Annotated in this window: 13 protein-coding genes; 5 read left to right on the top strand and 8 right to left on the bottom strand. The window is 59.7% G+C overall.

Features of this window, described 5'->3' with window-relative positions:
• Positions 1-48: 48 nt before the first annotated feature.
• Positions 49-768, top strand: coding sequence for an outer membrane permeability protein SanA (sanA, locus tag GJV78_RS16970; protein WP_155109455.1), 720 nt, complete (start codon positions 49-51; stop codon positions 766-768).
• 287 nt (positions 769-1,055) lie between these two features.
• Here sanA and mglC read toward each other — a convergent pair whose 3' ends face one another.
• The 6 genes from mglC to folE form a co-directional block, all read right to left on the bottom strand.
• Positions 1,056-2,066, bottom strand: a complete 1,011-nt coding sequence (mglC, locus tag GJV78_RS16965; RefSeq protein ID WP_155109454.1) for a galactose/methyl galactoside ABC transporter permease MglC — start codon at positions 2,064-2,066, stop codon at positions 1,056-1,058.
• A gap of 14 nt (positions 2,067-2,080) precedes the next feature.
• Positions 2,081-3,601 carry a galactose/methyl galactoside ABC transporter ATP-binding protein MglA gene (mglA, locus tag GJV78_RS16960; protein ID WP_155109453.1) on the bottom strand — a complete coding sequence of 507 codons (1,521 nt, stop codon included), beginning with the start codon at positions 3,599-3,601 and terminating at the stop codon, positions 2,081-2,083.
• 66 nt (positions 3,602-3,667) lie between these two features.
• The gene (gene mglB, locus GJV78_RS16955) at positions 3,668-4,666 is read right to left on the bottom strand and encodes a galactose/glucose ABC transporter substrate-binding protein MglB (protein WP_155109452.1); all 999 of its coding nucleotides are present in this window, start codon (positions 4,664-4,666) and stop codon (positions 3,668-3,670) included.
• 261 nt (positions 4,667-4,927) lie between these two features.
• Positions 4,928-5,959: an HTH-type transcriptional regulator GalS gene (gene galS / locus GJV78_RS16950; RefSeq protein ID WP_155109451.1), complete on the bottom strand. Its 1,032-nt coding sequence runs from the start codon at positions 5,957-5,959 to the stop codon at positions 4,928-4,930.
• Positions 5,960-6,091: 132 nt separating this feature from the next.
• The gene (gene yeiB, locus GJV78_RS16945) at positions 6,092-7,249 is read right to left on the bottom strand and encodes a DUF418 domain-containing protein YeiB (protein WP_155109450.1); all 1,158 of its coding nucleotides are present in this window, start codon (positions 7,247-7,249) and stop codon (positions 6,092-6,094) included.
• A 15-nt stretch (positions 7,250-7,264) separates the two neighbouring features.
• Entirely contained in the window at positions 7,265-7,933 is a 669-nt protein-coding gene (gene folE / locus GJV78_RS16940) for a GTP cyclohydrolase I FolE (protein WP_155109449.1), read from the bottom strand.
• 291 nt (positions 7,934-8,224) lie between these two features.
• On the opposite strand from folE, the gene fghA reads away from it, so the two are divergent.
• Together fghA and GJV78_RS16930 are read left to right on the top strand one after the other, a co-directional pair.
• Positions 8,225-9,061, top strand: coding sequence for an S-formylglutathione hydrolase (gene fghA / locus GJV78_RS16935; RefSeq protein ID WP_155109448.1), 837 nt, complete (start codon positions 8,225-8,227; stop codon positions 9,059-9,061).
• A 322-nt stretch (positions 9,062-9,383) separates the two neighbouring features.
• The gene (locus GJV78_RS16930) at positions 9,384-11,363 is read left to right on the top strand and encodes a ligand-gated channel protein (protein WP_155109447.1); all 1,980 of its coding nucleotides are present in this window, start codon (positions 9,384-9,386) and stop codon (positions 11,361-11,363) included.
• A 300-nt stretch (positions 11,364-11,663) separates the two neighbouring features.
• On the opposite strand, the gene GJV78_RS16925 is transcribed toward GJV78_RS16930, so the two are convergent.
• Together GJV78_RS16925 and yieE are read right to left on the bottom strand one after the other, a co-directional pair.
• On the bottom strand, positions 11,664-13,139 hold the full coding sequence (locus GJV78_RS16925) for an amino acid permease (protein WP_155109446.1): 1,476 nt from the start codon (positions 13,137-13,139) through the stop codon (positions 11,664-11,666).
• Positions 13,140-13,269: 130 nt separating this feature from the next.
• A complete protein-coding gene (gene yieE, locus GJV78_RS16920) occupies positions 13,270-14,136 on the bottom strand; it encodes a DNA-binding transcriptional regulator YeiE (protein ID WP_155109445.1) in 867 nt (288 codons plus the stop codon).
• 97 nt (positions 14,137-14,233) lie between these two features.
• On the opposite strand from yieE, the gene GJV78_RS16915 reads away from it, so the two are divergent.
• A complete protein-coding gene (locus GJV78_RS16915) occupies positions 14,234-15,283 on the top strand; it encodes a YeiH family protein (RefSeq protein ID WP_155109444.1) in 1,050 nt (349 codons plus the stop codon).
• A 271-nt stretch (positions 15,284-15,554) separates the two neighbouring features.
• A complete protein-coding gene (nfo, locus tag GJV78_RS16910) occupies positions 15,555-16,400 on the top strand; it encodes a deoxyribonuclease IV (protein WP_155109443.1) in 846 nt (281 codons plus the stop codon).
• The last annotated feature ends 47 nt before the right edge of the window (positions 16,401-16,447 follow it).

Raw genomic sequence — 16,447 nt, 5'->3', positions numbered from 1 at the left:
CGGGTACAGTAGCCTGAATCAAATTTTCACCTGCGTCGGGCCCACGTCATGTTAAAGCGCATCCTCTCCAGCCTGTTAGCCCTGATTGGTCTGCTGCTGTTGATCGTGCTGGGCCTTGACCGATGGATGAGCTGGAAAACCGCCCCCTATATTTACGATGAGCTGCGGGATCTGCCCTGGCGCCAGGTAGGGGTGGTGCTGGGCACCGCCAAATACTATCGCACCGGGGCAATCAACCAGTATTACCGCTACCGTATTCAGGGGGCGCTGAACGCCTACAACAGCGGCAAAGTTAACTATCTGCTGCTCAGCGGCGACAACGCCATGCAAAGCTATAACGAACCGCGCACCATGCGCAGGGATCTTATCGCCGGGGGCGTCGATCCGGCGGATATCGTCCTTGATTACGCCGGCTTCCGCACGCTGGACTCCATCGTACGCACCCGCAAGGTCTTTGATACCAACGACTTCATCATCATCACCCAGCGCTTTCACTGCGAGCGCGCGCTGTTTATCGCCCTGCATATGGGTATTCAGGCGCAGTGCTATGCGGTGCCTTCGCCGAAAAATATGCTGTCGGTGCGCATACGTGAATTTGGTGCCCGGTTCGGGGCGCTGGCGGATCTGTGGATTTTTAAACGCGAGCCGCGCTTTTTAGGCCCGCTGGTGCCAATCCCCAGCCAGCATCAGGTGCCTGACGACGCTCAGGGCTATCCGGCGGTCACACCCGAACAGCTGCTGGAGCTACAGAAAAAACAGGAAAAATAGCGCCGGCAGGCTGACAAGATGGATACGACAGGGGTTGTCGTGTCCCCGGTCTTTGGACTGACCTTCCTTTGGGAGCTTTTCGACAATTACCGTGCCTGAAAAAAAGCGTCATCGGGGCGTATTTTCGGCCGCGGACAACGGTCTGGCGACATGACGAGTCGCTTATCTTCGCCCCTCCCCTGCTCCCGCGTACGCTTATCGATCTCGCCGCGATCGGCCTTATACTCTATTGCGCCCGGTAGAGAGTCGTAGCCCGCGCGGATTAACGCGGCGGGCCGCTGGCTGGGCTACTTCCTGCGCGCGTACTTCAGGGAGTCCAGCGCTACCGCGAAGATAATGATGCCGCCCTTGATAATATACTGCCAGTACGGGTTTACCCCAATATAGGTCAGGCCGTAGTTGATGACGGTAAAGATAATCACCCCGGTGACCACGCCGAGCACGGTGCCGACGCCGCCGCTAAACGACACGCCGCCCACCACGCAGGCGGCGATGGCGTCAAGTTCATACATAAAGCCCAGGTTATTGGTGGCCGAGCCGATGCGCCCGGCCTCCAGCAGGCCGCCGAAGGCGTAAAACACGCCGGAGAGCGCGTATACCAGCATCAGGTTTAGCGCCACGTTAACCCCGGAAACCTTCGCCGCCTCCGGGTTGCCGCCGATGGCGAAAATGTTTTTGCCAAAGCGTGTTTTATTCCATAGCACCCAGACGAAAACCACCGCAATCAGCGCATAGAAGGTGATATATGAAAGCCGGAAGCTGCCCAGCGCGATAAACCCCTGGGTGAAGGTGGAGAAGCCGCTGTCAAAACCGGAAACGGGCGAGGCTCCGACGTAGTCGTAATAGAGAGAGTTGATGCCGTAGACAATAATCATCGTGCCGAGGGTGGTGATAAACGGGGTCACGTTCAGATAAGCGATAATAATGCCGTTCACCAGGCCGATAATGGCCCCCACCGCGCAGACAATCAGGATCACCAGCGCAATGGGCAGGGTCGCCATATCCGGAAACACCTTATTGGCGTTTTCCAGCGACTGCAGCAGCGTGGCGGCCACCACCGCCGCCAGGCCGACCTGCCGCCCCGCCGACAGATCGGTGCCCTGGGTGACGATCAACCCCGCCACGCCGAGGGCGATAATAATCCGCACCGAGGACTGGGTCAGGATATTGCTCAGGTTAAGCAGGCTTAAAAACGAGGGGTCCTGAAAGATAATAATCGCCAGCAAAATAAAAAGAACGAGGTAAATACCGCCCTCTTTCAGGTACGTCAGCACACTTTTCTTATTTAACGCGCCCATGAATATCCCCGAGCCTAAAGATGCAAAGACGCAAGACGCAGTATTTCGTTTTGCGTGGTCGTTTTGGTGTCAACAATTCCGGAGACAAGGCCGTTGCTCATGACCAGAATACGATCGGTTATCCCTAACAGCTCCGGCATTTCGGAGGAGATAATAATGATCCCTTTGCCCTTCTTCGCCAGCTCCGCAATAAGCTGATAGATTTCAAACTTCGCCCCCACGTCAATACCGCGGGTGGGTTCATCCAGCATTAATATTTCCGGCTGCGTCAGTAGCCAGCGGCCGATAATCACCTTCTGCTGGTTGCCGCCGGACAGCGAGCCAATATAGGTGCGATGGCCCGGCGTTTTAACCCGCATGGCGTCAATCACCCACTGGGTGTCGCTTTTCATGCGGGCATTATCCAGCAGCCCGGCGCTATTTTTATAGCGGTGAATATTGGAGATCAGCGCGTTAAAGCCGATGTCCAGGTATGCATAGATGCCCGTTGAGCGGCGCTCCTCGGTCACCAGCGCGAAGCCGTGGTTAATGGCCTCATTGGCGCTATGGTTGTGGATTGGTTTGCCGTGCAGGGTAAGGGTGCCCGACGACTTCTCGCGGATGCCAAACAGCGTTTCAACAATATCGGTGCGCTTTGCGCCCACCAGACCGGCAATGCCGAGGATCTCGCCCTTGCGCAGATCGAATGAGACGTCGCGGATCGACGGCTGGCGTCGGGAGGTCAGGTTACGCACCTCCAGGATCACCTCCCCCGGCTGGTTCTCTTTGTCCGGAAAGCGCTGGTTCAGCGAGCGGCCCACCATCATGGCGATAATTTTGTCCATATCCAGCCCGTCCAGCGGCTGCGTGGCAATCCACTGGCCGTCACGCAGCACGGTGACCTCGTCGCACAGTTGAAAGATCTCTTCCATCTTATGCGAAATATAGATAATGCCGCAGCCGCGCGCCTTCAGCTTGCGGATAATGGTGAACAGATGGTTCACCTCCTTTTCCGTTAGCGAAGAGGTGGGTTCATCCATAATGACAATGCGGGCATGGTAAGAAAACGCTCTGGCGATTTCGACCATCTGCATTTGCGAAACCGACAGGGTGCCGACGCGGGCGTGCGGATCGATATCAATATCCAGCTCGTCGAATATGGCTTTGGTGTCGCGGTACATCTTTTCCCGATCGACAAACAGGCCTTTGGTCGGGTAGCGCCCCAGCCACATGTTATCCATTACCGAACGCTGTAATACCAGGTTCAGCTCCTGATGCACCATCGAAATACCGTTTTCCAGCGCCTCTTTCGCGGAGTGGAAATCGATCGCTTTACCTTCAAATAAGATGGTGCCGGAATCTTTTTGATAGATGCCAAAAAGGCATTTTAATAAGGTGGATTTCCCCGCGCCGTTCTCCCCCATCAGGGCATGAACAGAGTGCGGGCGAACGTTCAGATTAACGTTTTCAAGCGCCTTAACGCCGGGAAAGGATTTGCTGATACCGCGCATTTCCAGCAGGTATTCGCCTGACGACGGAGTAGTAGTGGTGTCCATAATATTACCCTGTGGGCCTCGCCGGGTGCGTAAAGAACGGGCGCGGCGAGACCGCGCCCGCCCGCGCTATTTGTTGCTGAATTCAGCCAGGTTGTCTTTATCCACGCCGACGTAGGGAACGCGGACGATTTTATTGTCGAGCTTCCAGCGGGTGCCGTCAGCCGCACCTTTGCCGTCGGCGAGGTTCTTCGCCAGCTCAAAGGTGGCCTTCGCCTGATTACCGGCGTCGTTAAGCACCGTCCCGGCCATCGCCCCGGATTTCACCAGCGCCAGCGCTTCCGGCAGCGCATCCACGCCGAACACCGGTACGCTGGATCGGTTATGCGCCTTCAGGGCCTCTATCGCCCCCATCGCCATGGCGTCGTTGTTGGCGATAACCACCTCAATTTTGCTGGCGTTCGGGCCGGAGAGCCAGGCGTCCATTTTGTCCTTGGCCTGGGCGGTATCCCACATGGCGGTATCCAGCTGCAGCCGCTGGGTCTTGATGCCCTTCTCGTTCAGCTCTTTTACCACCCAGGCGGTGCGCGCCTCGGCGTCCGGATGGCCCGGTTCTCCCTTCAGCAGCACAAACTGGATCTGTCCGTCTTTGTTCAGGTCCCAGTCCGGGTGCGCCGCCCAGTGTTTGGCAATCAGATCGCCCTGGATAACGCCAGACTCTTTCGAGTCGGTGCCGACGTAATAAGCCTTGTCATAGCTGTCCAGCGCCTTGCGGGACGGCTCCTTATTGAAGAACACCACCGGCACGTTCTGCCCGCGCGCCTTCTCGATAACCGTCCCCGCCGCGGCCGGATCGACGAGGTTAATCGCCAGCGCCTTTACGCCCCTGGCCAGCAGTACGTCGATCTGATCGTTTTGTCTGGACTGATCGTTCTGGGAGTCGTTCATCAGTAGTTGAACGCCAGGCGTCGCCTTCCCGTCCGCCTCAATCGCCTTACGCACCACGGACATAAAGTTATCGTCATATTTATAAATCGTCACGCCGATGCGGGTGTTGGCGGCATGGGCTGCGGTGCCGAATAACAAGCCCGCCATTACGGCAGCCAGGATCAACGCCTTCTTATTCATGGGATCTCCGGTTTTATTATGCAGGGTAGTGCCTGAGATAAACGCCTGGCGGGACGACAAGTTAAAACCATGTTAAGTAGCGCCAGGGGTACAGATCTAAATAACCGCCTTCCTTGCCCGGTAGCGCGCCAGAACCCGCGCTGTTGACCGCTTAACGCGCCCTGTTCTTACCAGAATTGTTTAATCATCGTTGCGCGAACGTTACGATGGCGCAGGCGAGGCCATCATAACGAGCGCAATGTTAATATACTGTGAATTTACTCACAGATTGAAAGCGGTTACATCCGGCGCGGCCTGCGATAACGCCACCGAATGGCGGCGTACCAGGGTTGGCATAAAGCAGTGCGTCGCCGCGTCATTCAGGATGCCCGCCGCCCCCTGCAGCGCCAGTTCGGTCGCCAGCTTCGCCATCGAAGCCACGGGATAGCGCACGGTGGTCAGCTGCGGATCGGTATAGCGGGCAATGGAAATGTCGTCGAAGCCGATAAGAGAGAGGTGTCGCGGAACGGCGATGCCGTTATCCTTCAGGGCGGCCAGCGCGCCGGCGGCCATGCCGTCGTTATAGGCGAACACGGCGCTAAGCTGGGGGTTGCGCCCCAGCAGCTCCACCATCGCCGCCTCCCCGCCCTGCATATCGGGCGAGCCGGTGCCGATCCAGCCGTCGGGTGGCGTAATTCCGCGCTCCTGCAGCGCAAGACGCCAGCCCTCCCGCCGCCTGTCGTTATCTTCGATGCCGTGGCTGGAGGCGAGATAGCCAATGCGCCGGTGTCCGCAGTCGAGCAGCATCCGGGTGGCCAACTTCGCCCCGCTGGCGTTATCCAGGCAGACGCAGCGGTGAGCGTAGCCGGACACCAGCCGGTTGATCAGCACCATACCGGGGATCTGCGCCATAAACGCGCTCAGTTCCTCATCGCTCAGGGCCTTGGCATGAACAATCAGCGCGCCGCAGCGCTGGCGGATCAGCACCTCAACGGCGTGGCGCTCTTTCTCCGCCTCATGATAGCCGTTGCCGATCAGCACATACTTTCGATGGCGCTGGGCCACCATATCAACGGCCTTTACCAGCGCGCCGAAAAAGGGGTCCGAAACGTCCATCACCACTACGCCGATGATATCGCTTACCTGGCTGGCCAGCGCCTGAGCGTTGGCGTTCGGGCGGTAGTCCAGCAGCGCAGCCGCCTGCCTGACCGCCTCGCGGGTATCGGGAGTGACCAGCGGGCTGTTATTTAACACGCGGGAGACGGTCGCCACGGAAACGCCGGCCTGGCGCGCCACATCGCGAATGGTGATCATAGGTACGGCCCTGTTGGAGGTTGCACAGCGGCTGGCCGCTATTTTGTCAGCGCCAGGGCCGGATCTGCGTGAGAGGAGTCACATTAATGGGAGCGTTTACATCATTTTTGTTAATGATTGTGATCGAGATCGTTATCCATATGTATGCGGCAACGAGCTTCCCGAGGTGCGCCGGGTCAGCTGACGCCACAGCCACTCCACCGGCCCCTGGCGGTAAAAACGCAGCCAAATCGCCGAGAAGAGAATATTCACCAGCCACACCGGCAGCACAAAAAGCAGCAGCGTCGGGCGGTCAAACTGCATGAACAGACCGAACCGGTAAAACAGCGTAGTGCAGATAAGGGTCTGCAGCAGATAGTTAGTGAGCGCCATACGCCCGACGCAGGCCACCGCCAACACGATCCTCAGGCGGCAGAGCTGCGGCCAGTAGCCGAATATCAGCGCGGCATAGCCTATAGCCTGTAGCAGCGCGGCAAGCTGGAACGGGATATGCAGCGGCCAGGTGCCCCAGAAGAACCGCCACCCGAGATGCCACTGCGCGGCGACGGCGGGCAGGACGATGACCACGCCGCTGAAGACCAGCAGCGCGCCGGTGCGACGGTAGTGGCGCAGGGGGAACTGCCCCTTCAGCCAGCCGCTACGCATCAGCGCCGCGCCTGTCAGCATCGTCCCCATCAGCTGCCAGCCGTACAGCGCTCCCAGCGACAGCAGCTGGTCCGCCAGCATGATGGCCCGCCTGCAGACGGCCTCCAGCCCGCCGCCGAGCTTCCACAGCTTTTCGTCATATACGGCGGCGGCTCCCGGTGACCAGGCGTCGCCGGCTTCATTGATGGGGATCATCCCCAGCAGCAGCAGCACGCCGACGCTGACCAGATAAAGCAGCACTCCGGTATTGAACAGGCTTTTCGCCGAGGCGGCGTCGCGCACCAGCCGCCAGCAGATCAGCCCAATCAGGCCATAGGGCAGCAGAATATCGCCTTCCCAGAGCAGCAGCGCGTGAATAAAGCCCAGCAGAACAAGCAGCGTGAGGCGCGACTGGATCCAGTGCTTGCCGCGCGGCAGCAGCATCTGCAGGCCGGCACCAAACAGCAGCGCGAAGAGAGTGAGAAATTTGCCCTGGGCGATAACGCCAATCGCCGCCCAGGTCCAGGCGTCGCCCGCGGCCGGGACGCCGCGCCAGGCGGGGTTCAGGTACGCCGCCTGGGGAAGGCCAAAGCTGTTAATATTCATCAGCAGGATCCCCAGAAGGGCAACGCCGCGAACAAAATCCAGCGTCACATTGCGCGTCATGGACCCCTGCCTTACTTAGTTATGATGTCGCACGGCGCGCAGGAACTCCTGCCGCGTGTTCTGGCTGGACTTAAACAGCCCGCCGAGGGAGGTGGTGGTGGTGGCGCTGGTGGCGTCGCGAATGCCGCGCGCCTTCACGCAGTAGTGCACCGCGTCAATGGAGACCGCCACGTTATTGGTGCCGAGCAGCGTCTGCAGCGCGGTCAGGATCTGCTGGGTCAGACGCTCCTGCACCTGGGGACGCTGGGCGAAGAACTGCACGATGCGGTTGATTTTCGACAGGCCGATCACCGAATCCTTCGGGATATAGGCCACCGTCGCCCTGCCGTCGATGGTGACAAAGTGGTGTTCGCAGGTGCTGGTCAGGGTGATATCGCGCACCGTCACCATTTCGTCAACCTTCATTTTATTTTCAATCACGGTGATCTTCGGGAAATTCGCGTAATCAAGGCCGGAGAAAATCTCATCAACGTACATTTTGGCGATGCGGTGCGGGGTTTCCGTCAGGCTGTCATCGCTCAAATCAAGATTCAGCAGCTGCATAATCTCGGTCATATGGCCGGCGATCCGGCTCTTGCGCGTTTCGTTATCCATCTCAAGCACCGGCGGACGCAGCGGCGTTTCCAGCCCCCGCGCAACCAGCGCTTCATGAACCAGAGCGGCTTCTTTACTGAGTGATGACATTATTTTTCTCCTGCAGGTGTGGCGTCTCCGCCCTGCGTGGGGCAAAGTTTCGGGCTGGTTTACAGCCCGATTATTGTGCGTGAGGCGGCGCACATAATCCAGTCTGCGGCGCGATAATTGTTGAAATCAGCCGGACGACGCCGGGCTGAAACCGCACGGACGGGTAGCGCGACGCCGATAATGGAGCATACTGCTTTATCAGGAGCGTGAAAGCGGGGCACCAAGAGATAAATAATCTGTATGATGAGCTTCAGCAAACGCAACCCGGTTGACGATAATAAGGAGCCCTGCATGGAAATGCTCGAAGAGCACCGCTGCTTTGGCGGTCGGCAGCAGCGCTGGCGGCACCACGCCAGCACCCTGAACTGCGCCATGACCTTCACTATTTTTCTTCCCCCTCCCCGCGACGGCGCGCCGCCGCCGGTGCTCTGGTGGCTGTCCGGCCTGACCTGCACCGACGAGAACTTCGCCAGCAAAGCCGGCGCGCAGCGCGTGGCCGCCGGGCTGGGGATCGCGCTGGTGATGCCCGACACCAGCCCGCGCGGCGACGCGGTGGCCGACGACGAGAGCTACGATCTGGGCCAGGGTGCCGGGTTTTATCTCAACGCCACGCGGCAGCCCTGGGCGGCACACTACCGGATGTATGACTACCTGCGCGATGAGCTACCGGCGCTGATTCAGTCGCAGTTTACGCTCGGCGATCGCCGGGCCATCAGCGGCCATTCAATGGGCGGCCACGGGGCGCTGATCATGGCGCTGAAAAATCCGGGCCGCTACGCCAGCGTTTCCGCTTTCGCGCCGATCGTCAACCCGTGCCGCGTGCCCTGGGGCGAGAAGGCGTTCACCGCCTACCTGGGCGCGGATCGCTCAGCGTGGACCGAATGGGACAGCTGCGCCCTGATGTACGCCAGCCGCCCGGAACAGGCGATCCCAACCCTTATCGACCAGGGCGACAACGATACCTTTCTGGCCGGGCAGCTACAGCCCGCCGTTCTGGCGGAGGCCGCCCGGCAGAAGGCCTGGCCAATGACCCTGCGCATTCAGCCCGGCTACGATCACAGCTATTACTTCATCGCTTCTTTTATTGAGGAGCATCTGCGCTTTCACGCGCAGTATCTGCTCAAATAAGCGCGTCTGTGCGTTCGCGAGCGGTGCCTGTCAGGGCACTGCTCTCCCTCTCTGTTCCACCCGCCCCAGCATCTTCCGCGTTTCCTCACTTTTTCTTCATTATTTCTTCATTTTTATCGGAACTTATCTGCTTGATTTCTAATCTTTTTCGCAGCACCCTCAGACAAATCAAATGATTTTGATTATCATTAGTGTTTACAAAACTTCATACTTTTGTACAATTCCCTCGCTGCTTTATCTAAAAGAGTTCTTAAAAGACAAATACATACCGTCACTACGCTTTTTCCCGGCGCACGGTTTTATTATTGAATGGAATGACAAAATGACCAGATTTCACGTTAAGGCTCTCGCTGCCGCCGTGTGCGTAGCCAGCCTCCCATCGCTTGTCTACGCGGCCGACCAGGATACGATGGTGGTCAGCGCAACGGGGTTTGAACAGAAAATCCAGAACGCTCCCGCCTCTATCTCCGTCATCAGCAAACAGCAGCTGGAGGACAAAGCCTACCGCGACGTGACCGATGCGCTGAAAGATGTGCCCGGCGTGGTGGTGACCGGCGGCGGAAGCAGCAGCGACATCAGCATTCGCGGGATGGGCTCGCAGTACACCCTTTTTCTGGTCAACGGCAAACGCATCAGCACCCGCACCACCCGGCCGAACAGCGATAACTCCGGCATCGAACAGGGCTGGCTGCCGCCGCTGGAGTCCATTGAGCGCATCGAAGTGATCCGCGGGCCGATGTCATCGCTGTATGGATCTGACGCAATGGGCGGCGTGATTAACGTAATCACCAAAAAAATCTCCAATACCCAGGGCTGGAACGGCTCGCTGCACGGCGACGCCACCTTTCAGGAAGACCGCGACTCCGGCGATATTTACCAGACCAACGCCTACGCCGCCGGCCCGTTGATTGACGGCCTGCTGGGCGCGAAGGTGACCGGGCTGCTCTCCCGGCGCGCGGAAGACCAGATCGTCAACGGCTATAACGAACAGCGCCTGCGCAACGGCGCGTTGACGCTGAGCTTCACCCCAGACGACAAAAACGACATCGATTTCGACATCGCCCGCGAGCTGCAGGACCGCAACAGCACCCCCGGCAAGTCAAAAGCCACGGAATCCTGCTCCAAAGGAAAATGTAAGCCCAATACCGAAAGCAGAAGCCGCTATGAGCACACCACTTACTCCGTGACCCACAGCGGCTACTACGACGATTTCAACACCACCAGCTATCTGCAGCGGGAAGAGACCAACAACCCGGGGCGTAGCATGAAGTCTTACAACACCCTCTTTAACACCCAGAATCAGATCTTCCTCGGTGCCCATACCCTGACGTTGGGCGGCCAGTACCGCTACGAGAAGCTGAGCGACGCCGGCAACCAGCTGAAAGCCTATCAGGATCTCAGCCAGCTGACCCGCTGGAGCTGGGCGCTGTTCGCCGAAGATGAGTGGGCGATCGCCGACAACTTTACCCTGACCGGCGGCATCCGCATGGATAAGGACGAGAACTACGGCGACAACTGGACCCCGCGTGGCTATGGCGTCTGGCATATCAACGATCGCTGGACCTTAAAAGGCGGCGTCTCGGCGGGCTATCGCGCGCCGGATCTGCGCCAGTCCACCGCCGGCTGGGGGCAGGTCACCGGCGGCGGCAGCCGCAACGGCATTATCGTCGGCAACCCGGACCTGAAGCCGGAAAAAAGCGTGAGCGAGGAGCTGGCCCTGCTGTGGGACAACGGCGATAACCTCAACGCCGGCGTCACGCTGTTCAATACGGACTTCAAGGACAAAATCAGCGAGGTACGCCGCTGCGAAGACGATCCGGCCTGCGCTATCGGCGGCACCCAGTACGACTTCGTCAGCGATCGCGTCAACGTGGATAAAGCCAATATGCGCGGCGTGGAGTCCACCTTTGGCTGGAAGATCACCCCTGAGGTTAACTGGACGGCGAATTACACTTACACGGAGTCTGAGCAAAAAAGCGGCCAGTTCTCCGGTAAGCCGCTGAACAAAATGCCAAAGCATATGTTCAACACCACTCTCGACTGGCAGGCTACCCAGGATCTGGGCTTCTGGAGCCGCCTCAACTTCCGCGGTAAAACCTCGGAATACCTGAGCCGGGCCTCCATGTCGCAGGGCAAGCCCTCCTACACCCAGGTGGACGTGGGCGTGCGCTATAACGTCAACAAAAATCTGCTGGCAACCGCGGGCGTGTATAACCTTCTTGATAAGCAGATCGATTATGAAAATTACGACACCGTTCTCGACGGACGTCGCTACACGGTTGGTCTGACCTGGAATTTCTGATCTGACCCCGCTAACGCCCCGGCCGGTTTATCCTGCCGGGGCGATTTTATTTCCCGCCGGAGCGTTCTACCGCTTCCGGAGCCGGACAGGCTGACGAGGGCAAAACGCGGCGGCGCAAGAGAAATCGGGCCGTCGCTGAGGGAGAATTTTCACTCCCGGCGCGCAAAGGCGGCGGCCGCCTTTGCGCATCCAGCCGCATCAGCCGGTGCCGGGGAGCGGTAATCTGCAAAGATGGGGATTGAAACGCTGACGGCCAGAAAACCGCGCTCCCGGCGTGGGGAGCGCTGTCGGACGATGCGCTTAGCGCTGCCTCTTGCCCTGCTCCGGGAAGTGCATTTCGCTGTAGCGCACAAAGCGCGTGCCCTTCACCAGCTTATAGCCAAACCAGATAGCCAGGAACAGCGGAATACCGATGTAGGTCGCCGCCACGCCGCCCCAGTCGATGGTCTCCTTCAGGAACGCCTCGTAGTTCTGCCCCAGCGTAATGATCAGACACAGCACGAAGGCGAAGATCGGCCCCAGCGGGAAGAAGCCTGAGCGGTAAGGCAGATCTCCCACGTCATTACCCTGCAGCACGTAGCCACGGCGGAAGCGGTAGTGGCTGATGGCGATCCCCAGCCAGGCGATAAAGCCGGTCATCCCGGAGGTGTTCAGCAGCCACAGGTAGACGGTCTGGTTGCCAAACATAGAGGTCAGGAAACAGAGGCCGGCGATGGCCGTGGTGGCGTACAGGGCGTTGCGGGGCACCCCGCCGCGGGAGAGCTTCGCGAAAAGGCGCGGGGCCTTGCCGTCGCAGGCCAGGGTGTAGAGCATACGGGTGGAGGCGTACATCCCGGAGTTGCCCGCCGACAACACCGCCGTCAGAATCACCGCATTCATCACCGCCGCCGCCGAAAGCAGGCCGGCATGTTGAAACACCAGGGTGAACGGGCTGACGCTGATGTCTTTAACATCGTTACGCAGCAGGCTCGGATCGGTGTACGGAACGATCAGGCTGATAATCAGGATCGCAAAGACATAGAACAGCAGAATACGCCAGAACACCTGGCGCACCGCGCGCGGAATGTTCTTCTGGGGATCTTCCGATTCACCGGCGGCGATGCCAATCAGCTCGGTGCCCTGGAAGGAGAAGCCGACAATCATCGCCACACCGATCATCGCCGCAAAGCCGCCGGCAAACGGCGCATCCCCGGTCGTCCAGTTGCCCCAGCCCACCGGCTGCGCGCCCTTAAAGATGCCGAGGATCATCATCAGGCCCACCACGATAAAAATAATTACCGTTGTCACTTTGATCAGCGAAAACCAGTATTCCGCCTCGCCAAAGCCCCTGACCGAGATATAGTTGAGCAGGAAAATCACGCCCAGGAACAGGGCGCTCCAGATCCAGCCCGGCGTGTCCGGGAACCACCAGCTCATCACCAGCTGCGCCGCCACCAGGTCAACGGCGATGGTCACCGCCCAGTTGTACCAGTAGTTCCAGCCCAGCGCGAAGCCAAACCCCTCGTCGACATAGTTCTGCCCGTAGGTGGCGAAGGAGCCGGAAACCGGCATATAGGCCGCCAGCTCGCCGAGGCTGGTCATCAGGAAATAAACCATCAGGCCGATAAGAATATAAGAAAACAGCGCCCCGCCGGGGCCAGCCGCAGAAATGGTTGCGCCGGAGGCGACAAAAAGCCCTGTGCCGATAGAGCCGCCGATGGCGATCATCGTCAGGTGGCGCGCCTTCAGTTCGCGGCGCAGCCCGGGCGTCTGGGTGCTTTTATTTTCGGAAACCATGTGACAATGCTATCCATCCAAAAAATGAGGCGCGATTGTAGCAGACGAACGGGCCGGCCTGCGGCACAAATACGCGGTTATAAGAGACCTTCATGACCGGCCGGGAATTATAAGTAGCAGACCAGGCGTCTCAGCCGTCGCAGTAGCGCAAAAAGCGCAGCAGCGCACTGGAGAGATGTTTCTGGCGGTGGTGGATGCGCCACAGGGTGCGCCTCAGGCGCGGCAACGGCAGCGGGATTTCGCTCAGGGTGCCCGCCTGCAGTTGCTCTTCAATCACCCGCCGCGACAGGCAACTGACCCCCAGTCCGTGCCGCACGGCGTGCTTAATGGCCTCTGAATTACCCAGCTCCATGGACATCTGAAAGCGCGGCAGATGCGACAGCAGCAGGTAATCGACGATCTCGCGGGTGCCGGAGCCGCGTTCGCGCAGGATCCACGGGGCGGCGGCCAGCTGGCTGAGGGTCACCGGCCCCTGGACAAGCGGCGAAGAGGGGGCGGCAAACGCCACCAGATCGTCTTCCAGCCACGGCACGGAGACGATATCCGTATTGTGGCAGGGGCCTTCAATCAGGCCGATGTCGACGCGAAAATCCAGCACCGCGTTGATCGCCTCCAGGCTATTGCCCACGCACACCTCCAGCGGCAGATCCGGAAAGTCGCGCCGGTAGCGGGCAATGGCTGCGGGCAGCACATAGTTGCCGATGGTACTGCTGGCATAGACGCGAATAGCGCCGTTGTCTTCAAGGAACAGCCGTTCGATCTCCACCGCCCGCTCCAGCAGCGCCAGCGCCCGGGGGTAAAGCAGGCGGCCGTGCTCGTTGACAACCAGCCGCTTGCCAACCCGGTCAAACAGCTTCACCCCGAGCTGCCCCTCCAGATCGGTCAGGGCGGCGCTGACCGCAGATTGAGACAGCGCCAGCTTCGCCGACGCCTGGGTCGTTGACCCGCTTTTTAATACTTCGGTGAAGATTTCCAGCTGTCGCAGGGTGATGTGCATCGTCGCTTACCACTTATAAAGATTAATTATAAATATATAATCAATTTTATTTTCAAACCAGACCGTCCTAACCTCTGCCCGGACAAAGGAGAAGGTTATGACAGAACTTACGTTACCGCATCAGCGCCATCGCGCATGGCACTTTATTCCGGGTCTGGCCCTTAGCGCAGTGATTACCGGGGCCGCCCTGTGGGGAGGTGCCGTTCCCGCCGTGGCCGGGGCGGGCTTCAGCGCCCTTACCCTGGCGATTTTGCTGGGAATGGTTATCGGCAACACGCTTTACCCCCGGCTGCACCCGCGCTGCGACGACGGGGTGCTGTTCGCCAAGCAGCATCTGCTGCGGCTGGGCATTATTCTCTACGGCTTTCGCCTCACCTTTTCCCAGATCGCCGACGTCGGCGTCAGCGGCATCGCCATAGATGTTCTGACGCTCACCAGCACCTTTCTGCTGGCCTGCCTGCTCGGACAGAAAGTGTTCGGCCTCGATAAGCAGACCAGCTGGCTTATCGGCGCGGGCAGCAGCATCTGCGGGGCGGCGGCGGTGCTGGCAACCGAGCCGGTTGTAAAGGCCGGGGCCAGCAAGGTCACGGTCGCCGTCGCCACCGTGGTGATATTTGGCACCCTGGCCATCTTCCTCTACCCGGCGATGTATCCGCTGCTCGCCGCCTGGTTCAGCCCGGAAACCTTCGGCATCTACATTGGCTCCACCATGCATGAAGTGGCTCAGGTGGTGGCGGCCGGACACGCCGTCAGCCCGGATGCGGAGAACACGGCGGTGATTGCCAAAATGCTGCGGGTTATGATGCTGGCACCGTTCCTGATTCTTCTCGCCGCGCGGGTAAAACAGCTGTCGCCGGCGGGCGGCGGGCAAAAGAGCAAGATCGCCATTCCGTGGTTTGCCGTTCTGTTTATTGCGGTGGCGATCGTTAACTCGTTCCACCTGCTGCCGGAGGCCGCCGTGTCGGCGCTGATCGCGCTGGACACCGTGCTGCTGGCGATGGCGATGGCCGCCCTGGGGCTGACTACCCACGTCAGCGCCCTGAAGAAGGCCGGAGCCAGGCCTCTGCTGATGGCGCTGGCGCTGTTTATCTGGCTGATTGTCGGCGGCGGGGCGATTAACCTGGCGGTGCACTGGCTTATTGCATAAACCGCTACGCCCCGGACCGGTTAACCCGCTATTATTGGCAGCGTCATTTTTGTCGGCTTCCTGGGGTATAGCCGCGCCCGGAAGCCCGTCGCCGCGACGGCCTTTGCTGTGCCCCGCCCCGCCGCCGATGAAGCTGCGGGCATCAGGCGCGTTTTATGGCCTTGCCAACTACGCGGAAAAACTAAGAGGTATTGAGAGTGGTCAAAAAAAGAGCAGCCCGCATCCCTTTGCTCCGCCGTCCGCCGGGGCAGGCTCCCCAGGGGGCCTTTTGATGAAGTATATCGGAGCGCACGTCAGCGCGGCCGGCGGCCTGGCAAACGCCGTTATTCGCGCCGCGGAGATAAACGCCACCGCGTTTGCCCTGTTCACTAAAAACCAGCGCCAGTGGCGCGCCGCGCCGCTTACCGCCCAGGCGATCGATGACTTTCAGGCCGCCTGCGAGAAATATCACTTCACCGCCGGGCAAATCCTGCCGCACGACAGCTACCTGATCAATCTTGGCCATCCGGCCAGCGAGGCGCTGGAAAAATCACGCGAAGCGTTTCTTGATGAGATGCAGCGCTGCGAGCAGCTCGGCCTGTCGCTGCTGAACTTTCATCCCGGCAGCCATCTGCAGCAAATAGCGGAAGAGGCGTGCCTGGCGCGGATAGCCGAGTCCATCAACCGCGTTCTTGATAAAACCCAGGGCGTGACCGCGGTGATTGAAAACACCGCCGGCCAGGGCAGCAACCTGGGATACCGGTTCGAACAGCTGGCGGCCATCATCGACGGCGTGGAGGACAAATCGCGCGTCGGGGTCTGTATCGACACCTGCCACGCCTTCGCCGCCGGCTACGATCTGCGCACGCCCGAAGCCTGCGAAGCAACCTTTGCCGAATTTGGCCGTATCGTCGGCTTTAACTATCTGCGCGGGATGCATCTCAACGACGCCAAAAGCGCCTTCGGCAGCCGCGTGGATCGCCACCACAGTCTGGGAGAAGGTAATATTGGTCATGATGCGTTTCGCTGGCTGATGCAGGATCCGCGTTTTGACGGTATTCCGCTGGTGCTGGAAACCATCAACCCGGATATCTGGGCGGAGGAGATTGCCTGGCTGAAAGCGGAAGCCCCGCTGTAGCGCCGGGGCTTTCGCTGGCTGCCCGCCAGCCCGGCATTATCCGGACC

Origin of the sequence: Intestinirhabdus alba, assembly GCF_009711095.1 — a bacterium.
GTDB lineage: Bacteria > Pseudomonadota > Gammaproteobacteria > Enterobacterales > Enterobacteriaceae > Intestinirhabdus > Intestinirhabdus alba.
This window is presented reverse-complemented; position numbering and strand designations above follow the sequence as displayed.

Coding starts and splice junctions, on each gene's coding strand:
- sanA (WP_155109455.1), top strand. CDS start 49: ATGTTAAAGCGCATCCTCTCCAGCCTGTTAGCCCTGATTGGTCTGCTG.
- mglC (WP_155109454.1), bottom strand. CDS start 2,066: ATGGGCGCGTTAAATAAGAAAAGTGTGCTGACGTACCTGAAAGAGGGC.
- mglA (WP_155109453.1), bottom strand. CDS start 3,601: ATGGACACCACTACTACTCCGTCGTCAGGCGAATACCTGCTGGAAATG.
- mglB (WP_155109452.1), bottom strand. CDS start 4,666: ATGAATAAGAAGGCGTTGATCCTGGCTGCCGTAATGGCGGGCTTGTTA.
- galS (WP_155109451.1), bottom strand. CDS start 5,959: ATGATCACCATTCGCGATGTGGCGCGCCAGGCCGGCGTTTCCGTGGCG.
- yeiB (WP_155109450.1), bottom strand. CDS start 7,249: ATGACGCGCAATGTGACGCTGGATTTTGTTCGCGGCGTTGCCCTTCTG.
- folE (WP_155109449.1), bottom strand. CDS start 7,933: ATGTCATCACTCAGTAAAGAAGCCGCTCTGGTTCATGAAGCGCTGGTT.
- fghA (WP_155109448.1), top strand. CDS start 8,225: ATGGAAATGCTCGAAGAGCACCGCTGCTTTGGCGGTCGGCAGCAGCGC.
- GJV78_RS16930 (WP_155109447.1), top strand. CDS start 9,384: ATGACCAGATTTCACGTTAAGGCTCTCGCTGCCGCCGTGTGCGTAGCC.
- GJV78_RS16925 (WP_155109446.1), bottom strand. CDS start 13,139: ATGGTTTCCGAAAATAAAAGCACCCAGACGCCCGGGCTGCGCCGCGAA.
- yieE (WP_155109445.1), bottom strand. CDS start 14,136: ATGCACATCACCCTGCGACAGCTGGAAATCTTCACCGAAGTATTAAAA.
- GJV78_RS16915 (WP_155109444.1), top strand. CDS start 14,234: ATGACAGAACTTACGTTACCGCATCAGCGCCATCGCGCATGGCACTTT.
- nfo (WP_155109443.1), top strand. CDS start 15,555: ATGAAGTATATCGGAGCGCACGTCAGCGCGGCCGGCGGCCTGGCAAAC.